Origin of the sequence: Streptacidiphilus jeojiense (assembly GCF_000719095.1) — a bacterium.
In the GTDB taxonomy this organism is placed as follows: Bacteria; Actinomycetota; Actinomycetes; order Streptomycetales; family Streptomycetaceae; genus Streptacidiphilus; species Streptacidiphilus jeojiensis.
This window is the reverse complement of sequence record NZ_JOEH01000016.1, coordinates 316,125-336,664: the sequence shown is the minus strand read 5'-3', so window position 1 is coordinate 336,664 and position 20,540 is coordinate 316,125. Positions and strand designations below refer to the sequence as shown.

Below are 20,540 nucleotides of genomic sequence, written 5' to 3'. Positions count from 1 at the left end.
GAGGGAGGGTGATGGTGCTTCAGAACGGGCTGTCGCTGTAGGTCGGGAACCTGTCAAGCCCTAGTTCGCGCACGTGGGCGTGGGTGCTGGAGTCGGCCCGGTGGACGGTGACCGGGGGATTGCGGGTCTGAGACGCGTTGAGCGCGGCGAAGAAGAACAGGACGGAGGCGGCAGTAGCGCTCAGGTTTGGCCTGGCCGACATCGAGGTGCGTCTAGCCCCGAGGTGGTCGGTGTCTGCTGGGTGGTGGTGCAGAGCACGTCGGTCCTGGTCGGTCTTAGGCCCCTCTCCGCCTAGGTTCTGGGTAGCTGTGCTGTGGAGCGCAAAGTGTCTGTGCGGTCATCGGCCGCCGCTGATGCCGGACTCCTCCAGGTCGAGGTCGTGCTGCAGCTGGCGCCGGGTGGTGTCGCTGATCTGGTGGGTGTCGTACATGCCCTGCAGTTCGGTGCCCTGGACGGCGATGACCTCGCGTCGCAGTTGCTGGTAGATGTGCAGGAGCGGTGTCTGGTCGGTGCTGGGGTCCTGTTGGTCCTGGGCCAGGCTGTGGCGCAGGCGCGCGTCCAGGGCCAGGCGTACGCGTTCGAGTGCGGCTTGTGGGGCTGCGTCGAGGTCGGCGAGCTGGTCGAGGTAGTCCAGGCCCGCGCGGGCCAGCTGTTGACGGGCGTGTTCCTGCTCGCGGGCGGTGTCGCGCGGTTCCAGGGCCAGTCCGGAGCGGCCCACCAGAGGTGCCAGGCTCAGGCCCTGGACGACCAGGGTGAAGACCACTACCGCGGTGGTCAGCACCAGGACCAGTGGGCGTCCCGGGAGTGCTGTGCCGTCGTCGGCTATCAGGGGGATGGACAAGGCGGCGGCCAGCGGCATCACCCCGCGGGTGCCGGCCCAGGTCACCACGGCCGCCACCCGCCACGACGCGGCGCCGTCCACCGGCTTGACCACCTTGGACAGCGGCCACACCCACAGCACCCGCAGCCCGATCAGGACCGCGGCCAGCGCCAGGGCCTGCAACGGCCATCGACCGCTGCCTGCGGGCAGGTCGCGGACCATGGTGGGCAGCTCCAGGCCGATGACCGCGAAGACCACGCTCTCCAGCAGGAACACCACCACCGAGTACACCGCCTGTAGTTGCAGGCGGATCCGTGCGTCGGTCAGCCGGTAGCCGGAGCGGCCGAGGACCACGCCCGCGATCACGACGGCGGTGACCCCGGAGGCGTGCGTGCCTTCGGCGAGCACGTACGCGCCGTAGGGGGTGGCCAGGGCGATCACGGTCTCCAGGACCGGGTCGGTGGTCCGGGCCCGGATGAACGCCACCACTGCGGCCACGGCCGCGCCGACGAGGCTTCCACCGCCGGCCAGCAGGAAGAACTCGCCGCCCGCAGCTGGCCAGCTGACCACGGTGGAGGCCACCGCAAGCCCGACGGCGACCTTGAACAGCACCAGGGAGGTGGCGTCGTTGAACAGGCTCTCGGCCTGCACCATGGTCTGCACCCGCCCCGGCAGTGCTAGCCTGCGGCCCAGAGCGGTTACGGCCACCGGGTCGGTGCTGGCAAGGACCGCGCCCAGGACCAGGGCCATCGGCGCGGTCAGCGGCGTCAGCGCAACCGCGAGCACGCCGACGGCGGCGGCCGAGGCCAGCACCAGGCCCAGGGCCAGGACCGTGACCGGCCGCCACACGGTCTTCAGGTCGCGCAGTGACATCTCCTCCGCTGATGCGTACAGCAGGGGCGGCAGCACCACCAGGGCGATGGTCTGCGGGGCGATGCGCAGTGCCGGGGTGCCCGGTATCAGGGCCACCACCAGGCCCGCGATGACGAGCAGGGAGGGTGCCGGGATACGCCAGCGGCGGGCTCCGGTGGCCACGACGGTGGCCAGGACCACGAGAACAAGCACAGTGCCGACGGCGCGCATTTCGGGATCCCCGGATCGTCACCGGGGTCCCTGCCGCGCGATTGCGGCAGATCCATCCCCGGGCCGACCAGACTTCCCGGCACACCGTGGAGCTACTTTATCGAATCCTTAACACCCTGGGCCGCTGGCAGCACCGACATGTCAGCCGGCGCAGATCCATCTGCCGTGCCCTGCTGTGCACGGCCGATGATCCTGACCGACTGGCCTCCACCCTGTCGCGGGCAGCAGGGTACTTCGATCATCTATGCGGGTTGTAGAGTTTCCGTGCGCCTATGCCATTCGCCCTCGTCGGCGTCAGTGCGCACGAGCGGGTGCAGCTTCTCGGCCAGGAAGCGCAGGAGCGCGCCGGGTCTTGGCCGGCCAGGATGCCTAGGCAAGTCCGCGAAGGTGCTCGGCGAGGGGAAGCGTGGATGTCGGCGGGTGTTGGCCTTGTTGCCGAGAGCCGGAGGTGCATTGACGCGGCTCCAGGGGTCTGCCGGGTTTTCCGCGTCAGTGGGTTTGGGCGTCAGTCGGGGGCCTTTCGCCCGGCAGGTGCTGTGGGCCCGAAGGGTGGATTGGACGCCGCCGGGCAGGATGGCGGGCGGCTGCCTAGGATCTGGCTTAGTGCCAGATGATCATCCTGCTAGGTGAGGCGGCGGCGTATGAGTGGTGCGGGTCTGGACCTGGATGCGGTGCGGGAGACGGCGGCGCAGGGGTGGGTGTACGGGCATCCGGTGCTGGAGAACTACCGCACGATGTACACCCAGGCCATCGACTCCACTGACCCCCGGTACGTGGGCGGCTTCGGCCGGTTCCGGCACTACCCGCAGCCGTCCCGACCGCGGAACACCGACATCGTCACCCCGAACAACGACACCCCCTACTCGTGGTGCTGGCTGGACCTGCGGGCCGAGCCGTGGGTGGTGTCGGTGCCCGCGATGGACCGCTACTACGTGCTGCCGTTCCACGACCTGGACACCACCTACCTCGGATACATCGGCGCCCGTGCTACCGGCCAGGCCCCGGGCGACTACCTGATCGCAGGCCACGGCTGGGACGGCGAAATGCCCGCGGGCATTGCCGCGGTGCTGCGCGCCGACACCCAGCTGATCGGCTGCCTGGGCCGCACCTACCTCACCGGCCTGACCGACCAGGACGTCACCCAACTGAAGAGCATCCAGAACCAGTACCGGCTCCGCCCCTTGAGCGCCTTCATCGGCACCGCCGCCCCGCCCGCCGCCCCGGTGCCGGCGTGGCCGCGGTGGCGCGAGGAGAACAGCGACGGCCTCGGATTCCTGGCGGTGCTGGACTTCCTGCTCGGCTTCTTCCCCGTCCTGCCCACCCAGCGGGACCTGCGCGAGCGCCTGGCCGCCCTGGGCGTCGACGGCACCGGCACCTTCGACCCGGCCGCACTGGACCCCCAGGTCCGAACCGCCCTGGAAGAGGGCCTGGCCCGGGGCCGCGCGCAGGTCGAGGACGCCAAGGCGCAGGCCGTCGGCTCCACCGGGCTGTTCGGCACCCGCGACCAGCTGGGCGAGGACTACCTTGCCCGGTGCGTGGGCGCTGACAAGGGCCTGTACGGGCTGCCCGAGGAGGAAGCCTGGTACGGCGGCTGGATCGCCGACAGCGCCGGCAACCGCCCCCCGAACGCCGCCACCCGCGACTACACCGTCCACTACCGCGCCGACCAGCTCCCCAAGGCCCGGTTCTTCTGGTCCGCCACCCTGTACCGGCTGCCCGAACGCCTGCTGGTCGACAACCCGATCAACCGCTACTCCATCGGCGACCGCACCCCGGGCCTGGTCTACGACCCGGACGGCGGCCTGACCCTGTACGTCCAGCACACCCGGCCTGCCGACCCCGACCGGGTCGCGAACTGGCTCCCCGCCCCGGACGGGCCGTTCACCGTCATCACCCGCATCTACGGCCCCGACCCCGCCGTCCTGGACGGCACCTGGACCCTGCCGGACCTGACCGCCGGACCCGACCGTGGGTGACGCCATCGGGCAGATGCTGCCCTCCGCCGTCGGCATCGCCATCAGCCCATTGCCGCTGATTGCCGTCATCCTCATGCTCGCCACCCCGAACGGCCGAACCAACGGCATCGCCTTCACGGCCGGCTGGACCGCAGCCCTGGGCCTTGCCACCGCCGCCCTGGTCCTGCTCGGGTCCGGCGCCGACGCCGCCAGCGGGGACGGCACCCCGGCGACCTGGACCAGCTGGCTCAAGCTCGCCCTGGGACTGCTGTTCGCCCTGCTCGCCGGCAAACAGTTCACCTCACGCCCCCGTGATGGGCAGGAAGCCCAGGCCCCGGGCTGGATGAAGGCCATCGACCAGTTCACCCCCGCCAAGGCCACCGCCCTGTCCGCGGCGCTCGCGGTGGCCAACCCGAAGAACCTGGTCCTGGTGGTCGGCGGCGCCATCGCGATCGCCAGCAGTACGGCGGGCACCGGCGGCAAGACGATCGCCGCGGTGCTCATGGTGCTGATCGCCTCGCTGTGCACCACCGTGCCTCTGGCCGTCTACCTCTTCGGTGGCCGGCGCGCCGCCACCACCCTGGACAGCTGGAAGGCATGGATGTCCGCCCACAACGCCGCCATCATGACCGTCGTCCTGGCCGTCCTGGGTGCCAAGTACATCGGCGACGCCATCAGCGCCCTCACCTGACGCACCCCAGACGACACCGCCTCCTGTTCGCCGCAGACGACCGACTTCAGTTGAGCCCGACTTGGCCCAGTGCGCGATTGGAGTACCGGCCATCGCGAACACACTGGGGAATGCACGAGTGCCTATTCTCGTGCTCGAATTCTGAGTTCCGGTTGGCCGTGCCGCGATGACGGCTGTCAGCATTGAGGGCGGCCGAACCCTCTCGTCGGACGTGTCCCCACTGCTGACTCTGTCTATTTGACAGATCCATATGTCGCCTTGACAGGAGTGGCGGTGGGGGGTGAGACTTTCGATCACTACCGATGCGACAGAAGTGTTCGTGTGCTGGTCGTGCTGAGCCGGGGATGACGAAGGGCCTTGGGAGGCAGGGCGGTTCATGAACAGGCTTGGCCGAACAACATCGCCCTACCTGCTTCAGCACGCCTCCAATCCGGTGGATTGGTGGCCGTGGGGTAGGGAGGCGATGGCGGAGGCCGTCAGGCGAGATGTGCCTGTTCTGTTGTCAATCGGTTATTCGTCATGCCATTGGTGCCATGTGATGGCCCATGAGAGTTTTGAGGACGCCGGGTTGGCCGGGTACCTCAATGAGCGCTTCGTGCCGGTGAAGGTGGACCGGGAGGAGCGGCCCGATGTCGACGCCGTGTACATGGAGGCGGTGCAGGCGGCGACCGGGCAGGGTGGGTGGCCGATGACGGTGTTCCTGACGCCGGGGGGCGAGCCGTTCTACTTCGGGACCTACTTCCCGCCGCAGCCCCGGCACGGGATGCCCTCGTTCCGGCAGGTGCTGGAGGGCGTCTCGGCGGCGTGGCGGGAGCGGCGCGACGAGGTGGCCGAGGTGTCGGCGCGGATCGTCGCCGACCTGGCCGGGCGGGGCGATGTCTACGGCGCCGCCGGGCAGCGGCCGCCGACCGAGGCGGAGCTGCACGAGGCCGCCGTCGCGCTCGGACGGGAGTACGACGACAAGCGCGGCGGCTTCGGTGGCGCGCCCAAGTTCCCGCCGTCGATGGCGCTGGAGTTCCTGCTGCGGCACCACGCGGCGACCGGCTCCGCCGAGGCGCTGCGGATGGTGGAGGGCAGCTGCGCCGCGATGGCCCGCGGCGGGATCCACGACCAGCTCGGCGGCGGGTTCGCCCGCTACGCGGTGGACGCCGAGTGGGTGGTGCCGCACTTCGAGAAGATGCTCTACGACAACGCCCTGCTGCTGAGGGTGTACCTGCACCTGTGGCGGGCCGACGGATCCGAGCTCGCGCGCCGGGTCGCGCTGTCCACCGCCGCCTTCCTGCTCGCCGAACTCCGCACCCCCGAGGGCGGGTTCGCCTCCGCCCTGGACGCCGACAGTGCGGGACCGGACGGGCACAACCACGAGGGCGCCTTCTACGCCTGGACGCCGGCCCAGCTCGTCGAGGCGCTCGGCCCGCAGGACGGGGCGCGGGCCGCCGCGCTGTTCGCCGTCACCGCCGCCGGGACCTTCGAGGCCGGGGCGTCGGTGCTCCAGCTCCCGGAGGACCCCGACGACGCCGAGTGGTTCGCCTCGGTTCGGTCCCGGCTGCTCGCCGCCCGCGCCGGGCGCCCGCGTCCGGCCCGCGACGACAAGGTGGTCGCCGCCTGGAACGGACTGGCGATCGCCGCCCTCGCCGAGACCGGCGCGCTGCTGGAACGCCCCGAGTACCTGGAGGCCGCCCTCGCCGCCGCCGACCTGCTGGTCGCCGTCCACCTCACGCCGGAGCCGGAGGGACGGCTGCTGCGCACCTCGCGCGACGGCCGCCCCGGCGCCAACGCCGGAGTGCTGGAGGACTACGCCGACACCGCGGAGGGCTTCCTCGCGCTCTACTCGGTGACCGGGGACGACAGTTGGCTGACCCTGGCCGGAGTGCTGCTGGACACCGTGCTGGCCAGGTTCACCGACGAGGAGTCAGGAGCGCTGTACGACACGGCGTCCGACGCCGAACGGCTGATCCGCCGCCCGCAGGACCCGACCGACAACGCCGTACCCTCCGGCTGGACGGCGGCGGCCGGAGCGCTGCTCGGCTACGCCGCCCTCACCGGGTCGGAGCGGCACCGCACCGCGGCCGAACGGGCGCTCGGCGTGGTCAGCGCGCTGGGGCCGCGCGCCCCGCGCTTCATCGGCTGGGGCCTGGCCGTGGCCGAGGCACTGGTCGACGGCCCGCGTGAGATCGCCGTGGTGGGCCCGGCCGACGACCCCGGGACGGCGGCGCTGCGCCGCACTGCGCTGCTCGCCACCGCGCCGGGCGCGGTGCTCGCGGTGGGCGAGCCGGGGGCGACGACGGTGCCGCTGCTGGCCGACCGTCCGCTCCGGGACGGGCTGCCCACGGCGTACGTCTGTCGCCGTTTCAGCTGCGACGCCCCGGTCACCAATCCCGTGGCGCTGGCGGAGAAGCTGGCTGCGACTTTCTAAGACGGAGATCGACTGCATGGCTTGGGAGATAACGCACGACGTCGATGCCTTCCACAGCGTCGCGGCCGCGTACCTGGCGGCGGATCCGGTGCGCAACACCGTGCTGCTGACCGTCGCCGACACGGTTCGGTCGCGCGGGCCGCACGCCTACGGCGGCGATCTGCCGGCCCGGTTCGGGTGGTGGCGGGGCCAGGACGGCACGGTGCAGGGGGCGTACGTCCACACGCCGCCGTTCCGGCCGACGCTGGGGCCGATGCCCGACGAGGCGGCGCGGGCGCTGGTGCGGAAGTGGCGCAGCAGCGGCGCGACCGCCCCCGGGGTGTCGGGCGGTGCCGGACTGGTCCGGACGGTCGGCGCGGAGTGGGCCGCCACCGGCGGCGGCTGGACCGTGTTCCGGGACCAGCGGCTGTTCCGGCTCGGTGAGTTGACGCCGCCTCAGCCGGAGCCGCCCGGCTCGGCGCGGCTGGCCGACGCGGCGGACGTCCCGCTGGTGGTGCGTTGGTTCGAGGAGTTCTCCGAGTCGATCGGTGAGGGCAGCGGGAACACCCCCACCCAGGCGCAGCGCCGGGTCGCGGCGGGGAACCTGGTGCTCTGGGTGCTGGACGGGGCGCCGGTGAGCATGGCCGGCTTCTCCCGGGTGATCGCCGGTCAGGGCCGGGTCGCTCCCGTCTACACCCCGTCGGAGCTGCGCGGACGCGGCTACGCCGGGATGGCCACGGTCGAGGCGAGCCGCGCGCTGAGGGCGGCGGGCGCCGCGGAGGTGCTGCTCTACACCGACCTGGCCAACCCCACCAGCAACGCCCTGTACCAGCGCCTCGGCTACCGTCCGGTCGAGGACGTCACCGTGCTGGACCTGCACGACTGACGGAGGCACGACTGACGGAGGCACGACTGACGGAGGCACGACTGACGGAGGCTCAGCTCCAGGCTGCGCCGCTGAAGCCCTCGGCCACCGCGTTCAGCGCCAGTTCGCACAGGTCGGCCACGTCCCCCTCGCCGTCCCGGTCGGCCCAGTACGCGACCGCCTCGCTGCAGGCGGCGAGTATGGCCGAGACCAGGGCGCGCAGCCCGAGGTCGTCGTCCGGGCGGCCGGTGCGCTCGGCGAGGACGGCGACGATCAGGTCCCGGGAGCGGATCATCTCCAGGGCGCTGCGGCTGCGGATCGCCGGGACCTCGTTGAGCAGCTTCATCCGCAGCAGCATGTCGCCGCCCTCGGTCCCGGTGATCTGGCGCAGGGCCGGCACGATCGCCTGCCGCATGGACTCCGTCAGCGGCTCGTCCAGCGGCCTGGTGCGCAGTCCCGCCACCATCACCGGGTCGTAGTCGTCGCTGACGACCAGGTCTTCCTTGGTGGGGAAGTACCGGAAGAAGGTGCTGGGCGAGACCTCGGCGTCGGCCGCGATCTGGTCCACCGTGGTGGCGTCGTAGCCCTGGGTGGTGAACAGGCGGAAGGCCGCCGTGCGGATCGCACGGCGGGTCTTCAGCTTCTTGCGCTCCCGCAGCCCCAGCGGGGCGGCGAGGAGTTCCTCGAGTGCGTCCTGATCGGTCGTGTGCTGATCGGTCGTGTCCTGATCGGTCGCGTTCGGCGGTGCGGGGGTCATGCCACTGATTGTGCGTGATCCGCCGCACCGTTGGCGATGTCCCGACCCTCCTGCCGGGCCGCGCGCCCGGCGGCACCCGGCATCCGCAGGGCGATCAGCGCCGCGGAGAGCACCGCGGTGATGCCGCAGACCAGCAGCACGGTGGTCATCCCGTGCAGGAAGGCGCTGTGCGCGGAGGCGGCCAGTGCGGTGGAGTGCAGCTGGTCGGCGACGGCCTGGGCGGCGGAGACGGAGCCGCGCGCGGTGTGGGCCAGCGGGCCGGGGAGGCCGGAGGTGTCGAGCCGGCCGGTGTAGATCCCGGCGAGCAGCGCGCCGAGCAGGGCGACGCCGATGGCGCCGGCGGACTGGCGGAGGGTCTGCAGCAGACCGGAACCGACGCCGGAGCGGTCGGCCGGCAGCGCCGTCATGGCTGCGCCCATCGCGGGCACCATGGTGAGGCCCATGCCCAGGCCCAGCACGGTGAGCCAGATCGCGGTCCAGCCGTAGCCGTCGGTGGAGCCGGTCAGGCTGCCGAGGAACATGGCGGCGGCGACCAGCAGCAACCCGGAGCTGATCACCCAGCGGGCGGAGACCGCGGCGACCAGCCGCTCGGACAGCCGGGCCGCCACGATCAGGCCGAGCATCAGCGGCATCAGCCGGACCCCGGTGCCCAGCGCGTCGTAGCCGAGCACCGACTGCAGGTACTGCGGCAGCACGAACAGCGCGCCCATCAGCACGGCGGTGACCAGCACGGTGGCGATGGTGCTCCAGCGGAACACCCGGTCGGCGAGCAGGGTGAGGTCCAGCATCGGGTGCTCCTCGGAGCGTTCGCGCAGGACCAGGCCGCCGAGCAGCAGGACCGAGGCGACCAGCATGCCGACGATCAGCGGGGAGCCCCAGCCGTCGCTGGGGGCCTGGATGAACCCGAAGGTGAGGGCGGCCAGGCCGGCGGTGCCGAGCAGGGCGCTGACCGGGTCCACCCGGGGGACGGCGGGGTTGCGGGACTCGGGGACCAGCAGCACCAGGGCGAGGATGCCGACGGCGATCAGCGGCACGTTGATCAGGAAGATCGAGCCCCACCAGAAGTGGTTGAGCAGCAGCCCGCCGATGATCGGCCCGAGCGGCAGGCCGAGGGCCGTGCCGGTGGTCATCACGGCGACGGCGCGGCCGCGCTCGTCCGAGGGGAACAGGTTCGGCACGATCGACATGGCCAGCGGCATGATCAGTGCTCCGCCGAGGCCCATTCCGGCGCGGACGGCGATCAGGGTGGCGGGCGAGTCGGCGAAGGTGCCGACCAGGGAGGCCGCGAGGAAGAGGGTGAGGCCGGCGATGAGCAGCCTGCGCCGCCCGAAGCGGTCGCCGAGCAGCCCGGCCGGCAGCATCGCCGCGGCGAAGACCACCAGGTAGGCGTCGACGATCCACTGCAGCTGGCCGGTGCCGGCGTGCAGTTGGACGGCGATGTCGGGCAGGGCGACGTTGAGGACGGTGCTGTCGAAGCCGATGACCAGGACGGCCAGGCAGAGGGCGCCCAGCGCCCACCAGCGGCGCGGGACGGCGGCTGGTGCGCTGGCTGGTGCGGCGGCGGGGGGCTCGGACGAGGAGGACATGGCAGGCTCCATCAGTTGAGTGAAACTGTCTTATGACAGTAACTCTCAAAAGATTGGAGCCGTCAATATGCGGTTGTATGAAGCTGTGCGGGAGCGACGGTTTCAGGCCACGGCCGAGTACGCCACCAGTGAGACGCCGACGTACTGGACGATGAAGGCTGCCAGCGTGCAGAGGTGGAACACCTCGTGGAAGCCGAACCAGCGCGGTGACGGGTTTGGCCGCTTCAGGCCGTAGATGACGCCGCCGGCGCTGTAGAGCAGCCCGCCGACGACCAGCAGCACGACCACGGCGATCCCGCCGGTGCGCAGGAAGTCCGGCAGGAAGAACACCGCCGCCCAGCCCAGGGCGATGTAGCAGGGGGTGTAGAGCCAGCGCGGCGCGCCGACCCAGAAGACCCGGAAGGCGATCCCGGCCAGGGCGCCGGCCCAGACCAGCCAGAGCAGCAGCTCCCGGCGGCCGCCGCTCAGCAGCAGGATGGTGAAGGGGGTGTAGCTGCCGGCGATGATCAGGAAGATGTTGCTGTGGTCGAGCCGGCGCAGCACCGCCTCGCCGCGCGGGCCCCAGTTGAAGCGGTGGTAGAGCCCGCTGATGCCGAAGAGCATCCAGGCCGAGGCCGAGTAGACCGCGCAGGCGATCCTCGCCTGGGTGGAGTCGGCCAGGCAGATGAGGACGATCCCGGCGGCGATCGAGGCGGGGAACATCCCGGCGTGCAGCCAGCCGCGCAGTTTCGGCTTGAAGGTCTCGAGCGACTCGAGGGGCGCGGGAGCTGCGGCGTCACTGGTGGCGCTGGTGGCGTCGGTCATGGGGCAACCATACCTACGGAACCGTAGGTTACTTATCAGTAGAGGGTGTGAATCCTCACTCATAGGTTTCCGGAAGTCCTGTTTCGGCGCCGTGGATGCGACGGATTTCCGGATTCGTCTCCCAGGAAGGCGAGATCTTTGTGCGCTGGGTCACATTGAGCGGACAGGGGCGGTATGTCGCATTCGGAATATCGGCGTTACGCTGCGAGAACCCTCAACCCCGTCACCGAATCAAGGACGATTCGGTGCGAAACGGAGCGATCGTGCCGTACGAGAACTCTGCCCTGGCCACCTCCGCGCCCACGCAGCACAAACCGCTGCTCGCCTGGGTCCAGGAGATCGCAGAGCTCACCCAGCCCGACCGAATCGAGTGGTGCGACGGCTCTGAAGCCGAGTACCAGCGCCTGTGTGACCTCCTGGTCGACAAGGGGACATTCACCAGGCTCAACCCCGAGAAGCGGCCCAACTCCTACTACGCAGCCTCCGACCCCAGCGACGTCGCCCGGGTCGAGGACCGTACCTTCATCTGCTCCGAGCGGGAGCAGGACGCCGGACCCACCAACAACTGGAAGGCCCCCGCCGAGATGCGGGCGGTCTTCGGCGAGCTGTTCGAGGGTTCGATGCGCGGCCGGACGATGTACGTCGTGCCCTTCAGCATGGGCCCGGTCGGATCCCCTCTCGCCGCGTGCGGCGTCGAGATCACGGACTCCGCGTACGTCGCCGTCTCCATGCGCACCATGACCCGGATGGGACAGGCCGTCCTGGACCACCTCGGCGAGGACGGCGAGTTCGTCCGGGCCGTGCACAGCCTGGGCGCCCCGCTGGCCGAGGGGCAGGCGGACGTCGCCTGGCCCTGCAACCCGACCAAGTACATCTCGCACTTCCCGGAGACCCGCGAGATCTGGTCCTACGGCTCCGGCTACGGCGGCAACGCGCTGCTCGGCAAGAAGTGCTACGCCCTGCGGATCGCGTCGACCATGGCGCGGGACGAGGGCTGGCTGGCCGAGCACATGCTGATCCTCAAGCTCACGCCGCCCGAGACGCCCTCCGGCAAGGGCGAGCCGGTCTACCTCACCGCGGCCTTCCCGAGCGCCTGCGGCAAGACCAACCTGGCGATGCTCCAGCCCACGATCCCGGGCTGGACGGTCGAGACCATCGGCGACGACATCGCCTGGATGCGCTTCGGCGCCGACGGCCGGCTCTACGCGATCAACCCCGAGTTCGGCTTCTTCGGCGTCGCCCCCGGTACCGGCGCGGACACCAACGCCAATGCGGTGGAGTCGATGTGGGGCAACACCGTCTTCACCAACGTCGCGCTGACCGACGACGGCGACGTGTGGTGGGAGGGCCTCACCGAGGAGCCCCCGGCGCACCTCACCGACTGGCGCGGCAACAGCTGGACGCCGGAGAGCCCGACCCCGGCCGCGCACCCCAACGCGCGGTTCACCGTGCCGGCCTCGCAGTGCCCGATCATCGCCCCCGAGTGGGAGGACCCGGCCGGGGTGCCGATCTCGGCGATCCTCTTCGGCGGACGCCGCGCCAGCGCGGTCCCGCTGGTCACCGAGTCCTTCGACTGGCAGCACGGCGTCTTCCTCGGCGCCAACGTCGCCAGCGAGAAGACCGCGGCGGCCGAGGGCACCGTCGGCGAGCTGCGTCGCGACCCCTTCGCGATGCTGCCGTTCTGCGGCTACAACATGGGCGACTACTTCGCCCACTGGGTGAAGCTGGGCAGGCAGGCCGAGGCCGCCAAGCTGCCGAAGATCTACTACGTGAACTGGTTCCGCAAGAACGCCGACGGGAAGTTCGTCTGGCCGGGCTTCGGCGAGAACAGCCGCGTGCTCAAGTGGATCGTCGAACGGCTGCAGGGCGGCGCGGACGGGGTGACCACCCCGATCGGGGTGCTGCCCACCCGCGCGGCGCTGGACCTGGACGGGCTCGACATCGACGAGGCCGACCTGGAGCTGCTGCTGAGCGTGGACCCGGAGATCTGGCGGCAGGAGGCCGCGCTGATCCCCGAGCACCTGGAGCTCTTCGGCGAGCACACGCCGAAGGAGCTGTGGGCCGAGTACGACCGGCTGGTCGAGCGGCTGGGCTAGCCCACCGCAAGGGTCGACAGTGCCGTCGCATGGGCGTCCATGCGGCGGCACGCCAGCATCGCGGTGGCGGTGTCCTGCTGCGCGGCGGCGACCACCAGCAGCCGCCCGGCCAGTGCGTGGGCCTGCTGGTGCAGCTCGCGGAGCGGGCGGCCACCGGCGGACGGGACTGACGGCAGGACGCCGGCGGCCCGGTCCGAGACGGCCGAGACCTCGTGGATCCTGGTGCCGATCTGCTTGAGCGCGGCATCCAGCTCGGCCTGCTGCGCCCGGTCCTCGGCGGCCTGCCGGACCGCCTCGGTGGCGGAGCGCAGCGCCGCGAGATGGCCGACCAGCCGGGTGTCACGCTGCGGGGCCGGGACGGTGCTGCTGTGCGCGCTGCTGTTGTGGACCGGCGTCTGTCCGGATTGGACCCGGGTCGGTGCGCGCCGGTAGGCGGGAAGGGTCTTGGGCTGCTCGTACATGGGGCGCCCTCGGGGCATGCTGGTGACGATGTGCGGGACACCATCCTAACTTGGACTCAGTCCAAACTGGATCGCATTTCGCCCCGATCCCCGTCCCGGGCCCGGCGCCGTCCCGGTTCAGGGCTGGCTGTAGCCGTCCAGGAAGTGGCCGATCCGGGTGACCGCCTCGGCCAGGTCCTCCGCGCGGGGCAGGGTGACCAGGCGGAAGTGGTCCGGGTCGGGCCAGTTGAAGCCGGTGCCCTGGACCACGTAGATGTGCTCCTGCTTCAGCAGGTCCAGCACCAGCTGGGCGTCGTCCTTGACCCGGTAGACCTTGGGGTCGAGCTTGGGGAAGGCGTAGAGCGCGCCCTTGGGCTTGACGCAGGAGACGCCGGGGATGTCGTTGAGCAGCTTCCAGGCCACGTCCCGCTGCTCCAGCAGCCGGCCGCCGGGGAGGACCAGGTCCTTGATGGACTGCCGGCCGCCGAGGGCGGCGGCGATGGCGTGCTGGGCCGGCATGTTGGCGCAGAGCCGCATGGTGGCCAGCACGTTCAGACCCTCGATGTAGCTGCGGGCGTGGTCCCTGGGGCCGGAGACGGTCATCCAGCCGGAGCGGAAGCCGGCCACCCGGTAGGCCTTGGACAGCCCGTTGAAGGTGAAGCACAGCAGGTCCGGGGCGAGCAGCGCGGTGGGGGTGTGGGTGACGTCGTCGTAGAGGATCTTGTCGTAGATCTCGTCCGAGTAGATGATCAGGTTGTTGCGGCGGGCGATCTCGGTGAGGCCGCGCAGCAGCTCGTCGTCGTAGACGGCGCCGGTGGGGTTGTTCGGGTTGATGATCACGATGCCGCGGGTGCGGTCGGTGATCTTGGCCTCGATGTCGGCCAGGTCCGGGTACCAGTCGGCCTGCTCGTCGCAGCGGTAGTGCACGGCGGTGCCGCCGGACAGGCTCACCGAGGCGGTCCACAGCGGGTAGTCCGGCGCCGGGACGAGCACCTCGTCGCCGTCGTCCAGCAGCGCCTGCATGGCCATCTGGATCAGCTCGGAGACGCCGTTGCCGATGTAGACGTCATCGACCGTCAGATCCTCGAAGCCGAGGTCCTCGTAGTGCATCACCACGGCGCGGCGGGCCGCCAGCAGCCCCTTGGAGTCGCCGTACCCGTGTGCGTTGGCGAGGTTGCGCAGGATGTCCTGCAGGATCTCGGGCGGTGCCTCGAAGCCGAAGGGTGCCGGGTTCCCGGTGTTCAGCTTGAGGATCCGGTGGCCCTGCTCCTCGAGGCGCATGGCCTCGTCGAGGATCGGTCCGCGGATGTCGTAGCAGACATTGGCGAGCTTGCTGGACTGGATCACCTGCATGGCTCGGTACTCTACGGGGCCTGGGTGCTGGATGCCTTGTGGTTTTCGTCATGCGGACTGGTGTCGTCACCGCTGCCGGTGCGCTGACGTGGGAACTTCACCGGCAGTCTGACACCGGACGGGAGCTTCGGCCGGCTCGGCAGCCTCACCTTGGCGGGCAGCTTCACCTTGGCCGGCAGCTTCACCTTGGCGGGGAGCCTGACCTTGGCGGGCAGCTTCAGCGCGGCGGACAGCCCGGCCTTCGACGGGAGCTTCAGCCCGCTCGGCAGGTTCAGCCGGGCCGTCAGTTTCTTACCCGCCGCGAGCGCCGCCGCCAGCTTCAGCCCCAGGCTCAGCCGCAGCTTCGCGACCCGCGCCGGTCCGCTCCCGGCCCGCCAGCGGCGGGCCGCCCGGCCGCCCAGCTCCCTGGTCGGCTCGACCAGGTAGACCAGCACCAGCCGGCCGCTCTCGGCCCACCACTCGCGGGCGCGTTCCACCGCCGCGGCCGGGACCACGGCGAACACCGCGGCCAGGCCCGGGATCCAGCCCAGCGCCACGCACCAGACCAGGCTGACCAGCGCGCCCAGTGCGGGGTAGCCGAAGTAGGCCAGCGGTCCGCCGGCCACCTCCCGGGCCACGACCAGGCCGCGGAAGAAGCCGGAGAGCAGCCCGCCGGCCATCAGCGCGCCCCAGCCGACGAAGAACCGGTGCAGCCGCCCGGAGCTGGGGAAGTTGCGGCGGTGCCGGGCGAGCAGCCGGACCACCGTGCCGACCAGCAGCAGCGCGGCGAAGTCCTCGCAGCCCAGCGCGGTCCAGCTCTCCTGGGCGAAGCGGGTGAAGCGCAGCCCGGGCAGCAGCACCGGAACGCCCAGGGAGCCGGGTATCAGCAGGTCGCCGTAGTTCTGGGTGAACCAGAAGAGCAGTGAGTCCGTCCCGAACAGCAGCACCAGAAGCAGCGTCACCAGGCCGCCGGCGTAGGCGACCTTCCGTCCCGTCAGCGCGCGCGACACGGCCGCACGCAGGAGGGAGGGACGCTGCTCGATCATGGCCATGCGCCGGACTCTAGTGCCGGACGATCCGTCTGGACAGCCGTTCCCCGACAATCTCAACCTGCGAATACGCCGTGACATCTTGGTACTGAATCAGGACATTGCCAGAGTGGGATGTATGGTTCCGGCGATCTAGGATCACCGGATCGGTACTTCGGGGCGGGCGGGGTGTGGGGCTAGTGGCGCGGCTGCGGCGATGGCTGGTGAACCTGGTGGTTCTGGCCTGCGCGATAGGACTACTGGGGGCGGTGGGGGCGAAGCCCTCCGGGCACGGTGCGTGGCAGGAGCGATTCATCACGGATTCGCAGGGCCGCGCTCTGATCCTCTACGGACTGAACACCTCCAGCAGCTCCAAGTACTCGGCTGACGGAATGCCCTGGATCAAACAGGCCGACGTGGCCGCGGAATACAACACTCTGGGCACGGATTTCGTGCGCTACCTGATCCAGTGGAGCGATGTCGAGCCCGAGCCCGGGGTGTACGACGACCACTACCTGGCCGAGGTCAGGCAGCGCATCGGCTGGTACCAGGCGCAGGGCTACCAGGTGCTGCTGGACATGCACCAGGACGTGTACGGGGCCGCGGTCGGCGGCAACGGCGCCCCCGGCTGGGCCACCGACAGCGGCGGCCTCGCCGCCACCGTGCAGAGCCCGTGGGAGATGACCTACGTCCAGCCCGGGGTGACCCACGCCTACGACGAGTTCTGGGGGACCCGGACCGACCACCCGGAGTACCAGCAGCAGTACGTCGCGGCCTGGACCCATGTCGCCTCGTACTTCGCCAGGAACAACACCGTGCTCGGCTACGACCTGATGAACGAGCCCTGGGGCGGCTCGGTGCAGGGCCCGGCCTTCGAGACGGGGCCACTGGCGCACCTGTACCAGAACGCCATCGACGCCATCAGGACCGTGGACCCGAACCACTGGATCTTCGTCGAGCCCGAGGCGGCCACCACCAACTACGGCCTGCCCAGCGCCCTGCCCAAGCTGGACGACCCGAGGACGGCCACCCCGGGCGCCGAGGCCAGGATCGGCTACGCGCCGCACCTCTACCCGGCCCCCATCGACTCCGGCGGCACCTACAGCGGCACCGACCAGTACCTGACGGACCGTACGCTGGCCTCCTGGCAGACCCAGGTGCAGCGGACCGCGGCGCGGATGGACGCGCCGGTGCTGATGGGCGAGTGGGGCCTGGACGCCACCCAGGACGGGGCGCACCTCTACGTCGACCACATCCAGACGCTGCTCGACACCATGATGATCGGATCGGCCTACTGGTCCAGCGATCCGGGCAGCTGGTCGCCGTGGAAGGCGCCGGGCAAGCCCTCCGACATCGCCGACGTGCTGGCCACCGCCTATCCGCGGGCCATCGCCGGGCAGCCGGTGGACTTCAGCTACGACAAGTCCACGCTGGAGCTGACCATGGACTGGAACGACAAGGCCGGCGTCACCGGCAGCACCGACGTCTACCTGCCGCCGGGCGACTTCCCGGACGGCGGCGACGTCCAGCTCAACGGGGACTACAAGGCGAAGTGGGACGCGAGCCGGCACATCCTGTCGCTGACGGTGAAGGCGACGCCGGGGGTGACGCACCATCTGGTGATCACCCCGACGGTGCCGGGCGTCAACGAGAGCTCGATCGGCTGACGCCCCGTCTGACGCTGCGTCCGGGGGTGGCGGCGGTGCGCCGATGGTCGTCGACCACCGGGACGCCGTCCACCAGGACGTAGGGGATGCCGGACGGCGCGGCGCGCGGCTGCTCGTAGGTCGCCCCGGCCGCCACCGTCTGCGGGTCCAGTAGCACCAGGTCGGCCCGGAAGCCCTCGCGGACCAGGCCGCGGTCGGTCAGGCCGAGCCGCCGGGCCGGGCCGGCGGAGAGGTGCCGCACGCACTCGGCCAGCCCGAGCACTCCCTCGGTGCGCACGTAGTGGCCGAGGTAGCGCGGGAAGGTGCCCCAGGCCCGGGGGTGCGGCCGGTCGCCGACCAGCAGCCCGTCGCTGCCACCGGTGTGCGCGGGGTGCCGCATGATCGCCCGGACGTTCTCCTCGTGGCCGACGTGCTGCAGCACGGTGGTCCCCAGTCCGTCCGCGCGCAGCAGGTCGACATAGGCGGTGAAGGGGTCGACGCCGTCCCTGGCCGCGAGTTGGCTGACCGTCAGGCCCACGGTGGACCGCAGCTCGGCCCGGCGCACCCCGCTGACCTGAACGGTGTCCCAGTCGGCGACCACGCCGTGGCAGCCGTCCGAGCCGTGCAGCTCCAGGTCGGCGCGGATCCGGGCGAGCACGGCCGGCGACGCCAGCCGGCGCAGTGTCTCCTCGGGGCCGCCGGCGGTGGCCCAGCCGGGCAGCAGTGCGGCCAGGGTGGTGGACCCGGGCAGGTAGGGGTAGCTGTCCAGGGTCAGGTCCACGCCGTCGGCGAGCGCGGCGTCCAGCAGCTGCAGCAGCTCGCCCGCCCGGCCCGCGTTGACCTGGAAGTTCATGGTGGCGTGGGCCAGGTGCAGGGCGCAGCCGGACTGCCGGGCCACCTCGGTCATCTCGGCGTAGGCCGCCAGGGCGTGGGCGCCGTAGGAGCGGTGGTGCGGGCAGAAGTAGCCGCCGCGGGCGGCCACCGTCCGGCACAGCGCCACCAGTTCGGCGGTGTCGGCGTACATGCCGGGGGAGTAGCTGAGCCCGGCGGACAGGCCCATGGCGCCCTCGGCCAGGGCCCGGTCCAGGTGGCGGTCCATCAGCTCCAGCTCGGCCGCGGTGGCGGCGCGGTCCTCCCAGCCCAGCACCAGGGCGCGCAGGGTGCCGTGCGGGACCAGGTAGGCGGCGTTGACGGCCAGTCCGCCGCCCAGCGGTCCGGCGTCCAGCCGGTCCAGGTACTCGCCGACGCTGCGCCAGGACCAGTCCAGGCCTTCTGGATCGCCGTTCCAGCCGGCGAGTTGAACCCGCAGCCCGGCCAGGGTGGCGTCGTCGACCGGGGCGTAGGAGAGGCCGTCCTGGCCGAGCACCTCCAGGGTGACGCCCTGGGCGGCCTTGGCCTCGTGCCCGGGGTCGGTGAGCAGGGCCAGGTCGGAGTGGGCGTGCATGTCGATGAAGCCGGGGGTGAGCGCCAGGCCGTCGGCGTCGACGGTGCGGCCGGTGGTGCCGGGGCGGGGGCCGGGGTCGGACTCACGGTGGATCAGTGCGATCCGTCCGTCCCGGACGAGCGAGTCGGCGAGGTACGGGGTCCCGCCGGAGCCGTCCACCACCAGCGCGCCGCGGAGCAGGAGGTCCTGACGGGCCCCCTGACTCGTCGTCGCAGGCATCAGAAGAAGGTCCGGATCAGGTCGACCACGGTGCCGTCCGCCTCGACCTCGGGGATCAGCTGCCACTTCTCGAAGGCCGTGCAGGGGTGCGAGAGGCCCAGCGCGACCCAGTCGCCGACGTTGACCTCGGCGCCCGGGGCGACCGTCACGAAGGCGTGCTGGTCGGCGAGCTTGTCGACGGTCAGCCCGGCGGCCGGGCGCTGCGCGCCGGTGCCGGGGTCGCGGACCAGCTCCGGCAGCGGCAGGCCGAGGTCGTAGGGGAGGTCCCGCTTGCCCGCGTTGAGCAGGGCCAGTCCGGGCTCGGGCCGGGAGACGACCTGGGCCCACAGCCGCAGCGCGGGCCGCAGCCGCTCCGCCTCGGCGGCGTCGCGCAGCGGCGAGATCCCGGCGTAGTGCAGCGCGTCATGGGTGACGTAAGCGCCGCTGCGCAGCAGCCGCAGCACCGGCCGGGAGAGCCGCAGCGCCGGTTCGGTCAGCGCCTCGGCGACCAGGTCGAAGTGCTCGCTGCCGCCGGCGCTGACCACGATCTCCTCGGTGCCGGCGAACAGCCCGGCGGCGTCCACCCGGTGGGCCGTCTCCACCAGGTCGGCCAGCCAGGCCCGGACCAGGGCACGGTCGTCGACGGTGGCGATGGTCCCCTCGTAGCCGGCCACCCCGACCAGCCGCAGCCGCTGGCTCGCGGCGGCGCGCCGGGCCAGCTCGACGGCGGCCGCGACTCCGCGCACGCCGGTGCGGGCGCCGTCCGCGCCCAGCTCGACGACCACGTCCACCGGCCGGACGCCGGTCGGCAGGGCCGCCTCCATCAGTTCCACGCCGCGCACCGAGTCGACGTAGCAGACGAAGCGGAACCCCGGATCGGCGTCCAGCTCGGCGGCCAGCCAGGCCAGCGCGGCCGGGTCGACCAGCTCATTGGCCAGGAACACCTGCGGCACCCCGAAGGCCCGGTACATCCGCAGGTGGGAGGGCATGGCGGCGGTGATCCCCCAGGCGCCCAGCTCCAGCTGGCGCCGGTAGAGCTGCGGGGCCAGCGGGGTCTTGCCGTGCGGGGCGAAGGCCAGTCCGTGGGCCGCGGTCCAACGGGCCATCAGGGCCAGGTTGTGGCGCAGCGCGTCCGCGTCCAGGGTGAGCACCGGGGTGGTGAAGCCGTCCTCGAAGAGGCTGGGCTCGGCCGCCACCAGCTCGGCGACGGTGCCGCCCGCACGGGCGGGCGGCATGCCCTTGAACCGCCAGTCGAGGAGGGTGCTGCCGAGCTGCTCCAGCGCGAGGTGGTCCACGATGCTCCTGACAGGGTGTTGCGGCAGACGCAATGCTGGTTGCATATCCTGCCGCACGGCAGTTCGTCCGTACAGATCCGCCCGTACAGATCCGCCCGTGCCCGT

16 protein-coding genes are annotated in these 20,540 nt (G+C 71.4%); 6 read left to right on the top strand and 10 right to left on the bottom strand.

Annotated elements, in window-relative coordinates:
- Positions 1–19: 19 nt before the first annotated feature.
- Both IF29_RS0122475 and IF29_RS0122470 read right to left on the bottom strand, forming a co-directional pair.
- Positions 20–202: a hypothetical protein gene (locus tag IF29_RS0122475; protein ID WP_030257895.1), complete on the bottom strand. Its 183-nt coding sequence runs from the start codon at positions 200–202 to the stop codon at positions 20–22.
- Between the two features lie 135 nt (positions 203–337).
- Positions 338–1,903, bottom strand: a complete 1,566-nt coding sequence (locus IF29_RS0122470) for a Na+/H+ antiporter (protein WP_030257892.1) — start codon at positions 1,901–1,903, stop codon at positions 338–340.
- Positions 1,904–2,544: 641 nt separating this feature from the next.
- Between IF29_RS0122470 and IF29_RS0122465 the strand changes: the two genes are divergently transcribed.
- The 4 genes from IF29_RS0122465 (at position 2,545) to IF29_RS0122450 (ending at position 7,830) form a co-directional block, all read left to right on the top strand.
- Positions 2,545–3,879 (top strand): DUF1254 domain-containing protein, encoded by a 1,335-nt coding sequence (locus tag IF29_RS0122465; protein ID WP_030257889.1) that lies wholly within the window; start codon positions 2,545–2,547, stop codon positions 3,877–3,879.
- The gene (locus tag IF29_RS0122460) at positions 3,872–4,549 is read left to right on the top strand and encodes a GAP family protein (RefSeq protein ID WP_030257881.1); all 678 of its coding nucleotides are present in this window, start codon (positions 3,872–3,874) and stop codon (positions 4,547–4,549) included. Before IF29_RS0122465 ends, IF29_RS0122460 begins: the two co-directional genes overlap by 8 nt.
- A 376-nt stretch (positions 4,550–4,925) precedes the next feature.
- Positions 4,926–6,965 carry a thioredoxin domain-containing protein gene (locus tag IF29_RS0122455; protein WP_030257879.1) on the top strand — a complete coding sequence of 680 codons (2,040 nt, stop codon included), beginning with the start codon at positions 4,926–4,928 and terminating at the stop codon, positions 6,963–6,965.
- Positions 6,966–6,981: 16 nt separating this feature from the next.
- Positions 6,982–7,830 (top strand): GNAT family N-acetyltransferase, encoded by an 849-nt coding sequence (locus IF29_RS0122450; RefSeq protein ID WP_030257876.1) that lies wholly within the window; start codon positions 6,982–6,984, stop codon positions 7,828–7,830.
- 52 nt (positions 7,831–7,882) lie between these two features.
- Here the strand turns inward: IF29_RS0122450 and IF29_RS0122445 are convergent, their stop codons facing one another.
- From IF29_RS0122445 to trhA, 3 genes are all read right to left on the bottom strand, one after another.
- The gene (locus IF29_RS0122445) at positions 7,883–8,566 is read right to left on the bottom strand and encodes an acyl-CoA-like ligand-binding transcription factor (RefSeq protein ID WP_084714769.1); all 684 of its coding nucleotides are present in this window, start codon (positions 8,564–8,566) and stop codon (positions 7,883–7,885) included.
- The gene (locus tag IF29_RS0122440) at positions 8,563–10,152 is read right to left on the bottom strand and encodes an MFS transporter (RefSeq protein ID WP_051725683.1); all 1,590 of its coding nucleotides are present in this window, start codon (positions 10,150–10,152) and stop codon (positions 8,563–8,565) included. Before IF29_RS0122440 ends, IF29_RS0122445 begins: the two co-directional genes overlap by 4 nt.
- 102 nt (positions 10,153–10,254) lie before the next feature.
- The gene (gene trhA / locus IF29_RS0122435) at positions 10,255–10,956 is read right to left on the bottom strand and encodes a PAQR family membrane homeostasis protein TrhA (RefSeq protein WP_030257869.1); all 702 of its coding nucleotides are present in this window, start codon (positions 10,954–10,956) and stop codon (positions 10,255–10,257) included.
- Between the two features lie 263 nt (positions 10,957–11,219).
- Here trhA and IF29_RS0122430 point away from each other — a divergent pair, with 263 nt between their 5' ends.
- On the top strand, positions 11,220–13,052 hold the full coding sequence (locus IF29_RS0122430) for a phosphoenolpyruvate carboxykinase (GTP) (RefSeq protein ID WP_051725682.1): 1,833 nt from the start codon (positions 11,220–11,222) through the stop codon (positions 13,050–13,052).
- Here the strand turns inward: IF29_RS0122430 and IF29_RS0122425 are convergent.
- The 3 genes from IF29_RS0122425 to IF29_RS0122415 all read right to left on the bottom strand — a co-directional run bounded on the left by IF29_RS0122425 (position 13,049) and on the right by IF29_RS0122415 (position 15,876).
- On the bottom strand, positions 13,049–13,531 hold the full coding sequence (locus tag IF29_RS0122425; protein WP_157623867.1) for an SCO4983 family protein: 483 nt from the start codon (positions 13,529–13,531) through the stop codon (positions 13,049–13,051). The genes IF29_RS0122430 and IF29_RS0122425 overlap by 4 nt on opposite strands.
- A 99-nt stretch (positions 13,532–13,630) precedes the next feature.
- Positions 13,631–14,845, bottom strand: coding sequence for a pyridoxal phosphate-dependent aminotransferase (locus IF29_RS0122420; protein ID WP_030257861.1), 1,215 nt, complete (start codon positions 14,843–14,845; stop codon positions 13,631–13,633).
- 11 nt (positions 14,846–14,856) lie between these two features.
- Positions 14,857–15,876 carry a hypothetical protein gene (locus IF29_RS0122415; protein WP_030257858.1) on the bottom strand — a complete coding sequence of 340 codons (1,020 nt, stop codon included), beginning with the start codon at positions 15,874–15,876 and terminating at the stop codon, positions 14,857–14,859.
- Positions 15,877–16,076: 200 nt separating this feature from the next.
- Here IF29_RS0122415 and IF29_RS0122410 point away from each other — a divergent pair, with 200 nt between their 5' ends.
- A complete protein-coding gene (locus IF29_RS0122410; protein WP_198037529.1) occupies positions 16,077–17,519 on the top strand; it encodes a cellulase family glycosylhydrolase in 1,443 nt (480 codons plus the stop codon).
- Here the strand turns inward: IF29_RS0122410 and IF29_RS0122405 are convergent.
- Together IF29_RS0122405 and IF29_RS0122400 are read right to left on the bottom strand one after the other, a co-directional pair.
- The gene (locus IF29_RS0122405; RefSeq protein WP_030257854.1) at positions 17,497–19,161 is read right to left on the bottom strand and encodes an N-acyl-D-amino-acid deacylase family protein; all 1,665 of its coding nucleotides are present in this window, start codon (positions 19,159–19,161) and stop codon (positions 17,497–17,499) included. The genes IF29_RS0122410 and IF29_RS0122405 overlap by 23 nt on opposite strands.
- Complete coding sequence (locus IF29_RS0122400) at positions 19,161–20,480, bottom strand: alanine racemase (RefSeq protein ID WP_051725677.1); 1,320 nt, start codon at positions 20,478–20,480, stop codon at positions 19,161–19,163. Before IF29_RS0122400 ends, IF29_RS0122405 begins: the two co-directional genes overlap by 1 nt.
- Positions 20,481–20,540 lie beyond the last annotated feature (60 nt).

Excerpts from the sequence above, each read along its gene's own strand:
- IF29_RS0122475 (WP_030257895.1), bottom strand. The coding sequence starts at position 202 with ATGTCGGCCAGGCCAAACCTGAGCGCTACTGCCGCCTCCGTCCTGTTC.
- IF29_RS0122470 (WP_030257892.1), bottom strand. The coding sequence starts at position 1,903 with ATGCGCGCCGTCGGCACTGTGCTTGTTCTCGTGGTCCTGGCCACCGTC.
- IF29_RS0122465 (WP_030257889.1), top strand. The coding sequence starts at position 2,545 with ATGAGTGGTGCGGGTCTGGACCTGGATGCGGTGCGGGAGACGGCGGCG.
- IF29_RS0122455 (WP_030257879.1), top strand. The coding sequence starts at position 4,926 with ATGAACAGGCTTGGCCGAACAACATCGCCCTACCTGCTTCAGCACGCC.
- IF29_RS0122450 (WP_030257876.1), top strand. The coding sequence starts at position 6,982 with ATGGCTTGGGAGATAACGCACGACGTCGATGCCTTCCACAGCGTCGCG.
- IF29_RS0122445 (WP_084714769.1), bottom strand. The coding sequence starts at position 8,566 with ATGACCCCCGCACCGCCGAACGCGACCGATCAGGACACGACCGATCAG.
- IF29_RS0122440 (WP_051725683.1), bottom strand. The coding sequence starts at position 10,152 with ATGTCCTCCTCGTCCGAGCCCCCCGCCGCCGCACCAGCCAGCGCACCA.
- trhA (WP_030257869.1), bottom strand. The coding sequence starts at position 10,956 with ATGACCGACGCCACCAGCGCCACCAGTGACGCCGCAGCTCCCGCGCCC.
- IF29_RS0122425 (WP_157623867.1), bottom strand. The coding sequence starts at position 13,531 with ATGCCCCGAGGGCGCCCCATGTACGAGCAGCCCAAGACCCTTCCCGCC.
- IF29_RS0122420 (WP_030257861.1), bottom strand. The coding sequence starts at position 14,845 with ATGCAGGTGATCCAGTCCAGCAAGCTCGCCAATGTCTGCTACGACATC.
- IF29_RS0122415 (WP_030257858.1), bottom strand. The coding sequence starts at position 15,876 with ATGGCCATGATCGAGCAGCGTCCCTCCCTCCTGCGTGCGGCCGTGTCG.
- IF29_RS0122405 (WP_030257854.1), bottom strand. The coding sequence starts at position 19,161 with ATGCCTGCGACGACGAGTCAGGGGGCCCGTCAGGACCTCCTGCTCCGC.
- IF29_RS0122400 (WP_051725677.1), bottom strand. The coding sequence starts at position 20,480 with ATGCAACCAGCATTGCGTCTGCCGCAACACCCTGTCAGGAGCATCGTG.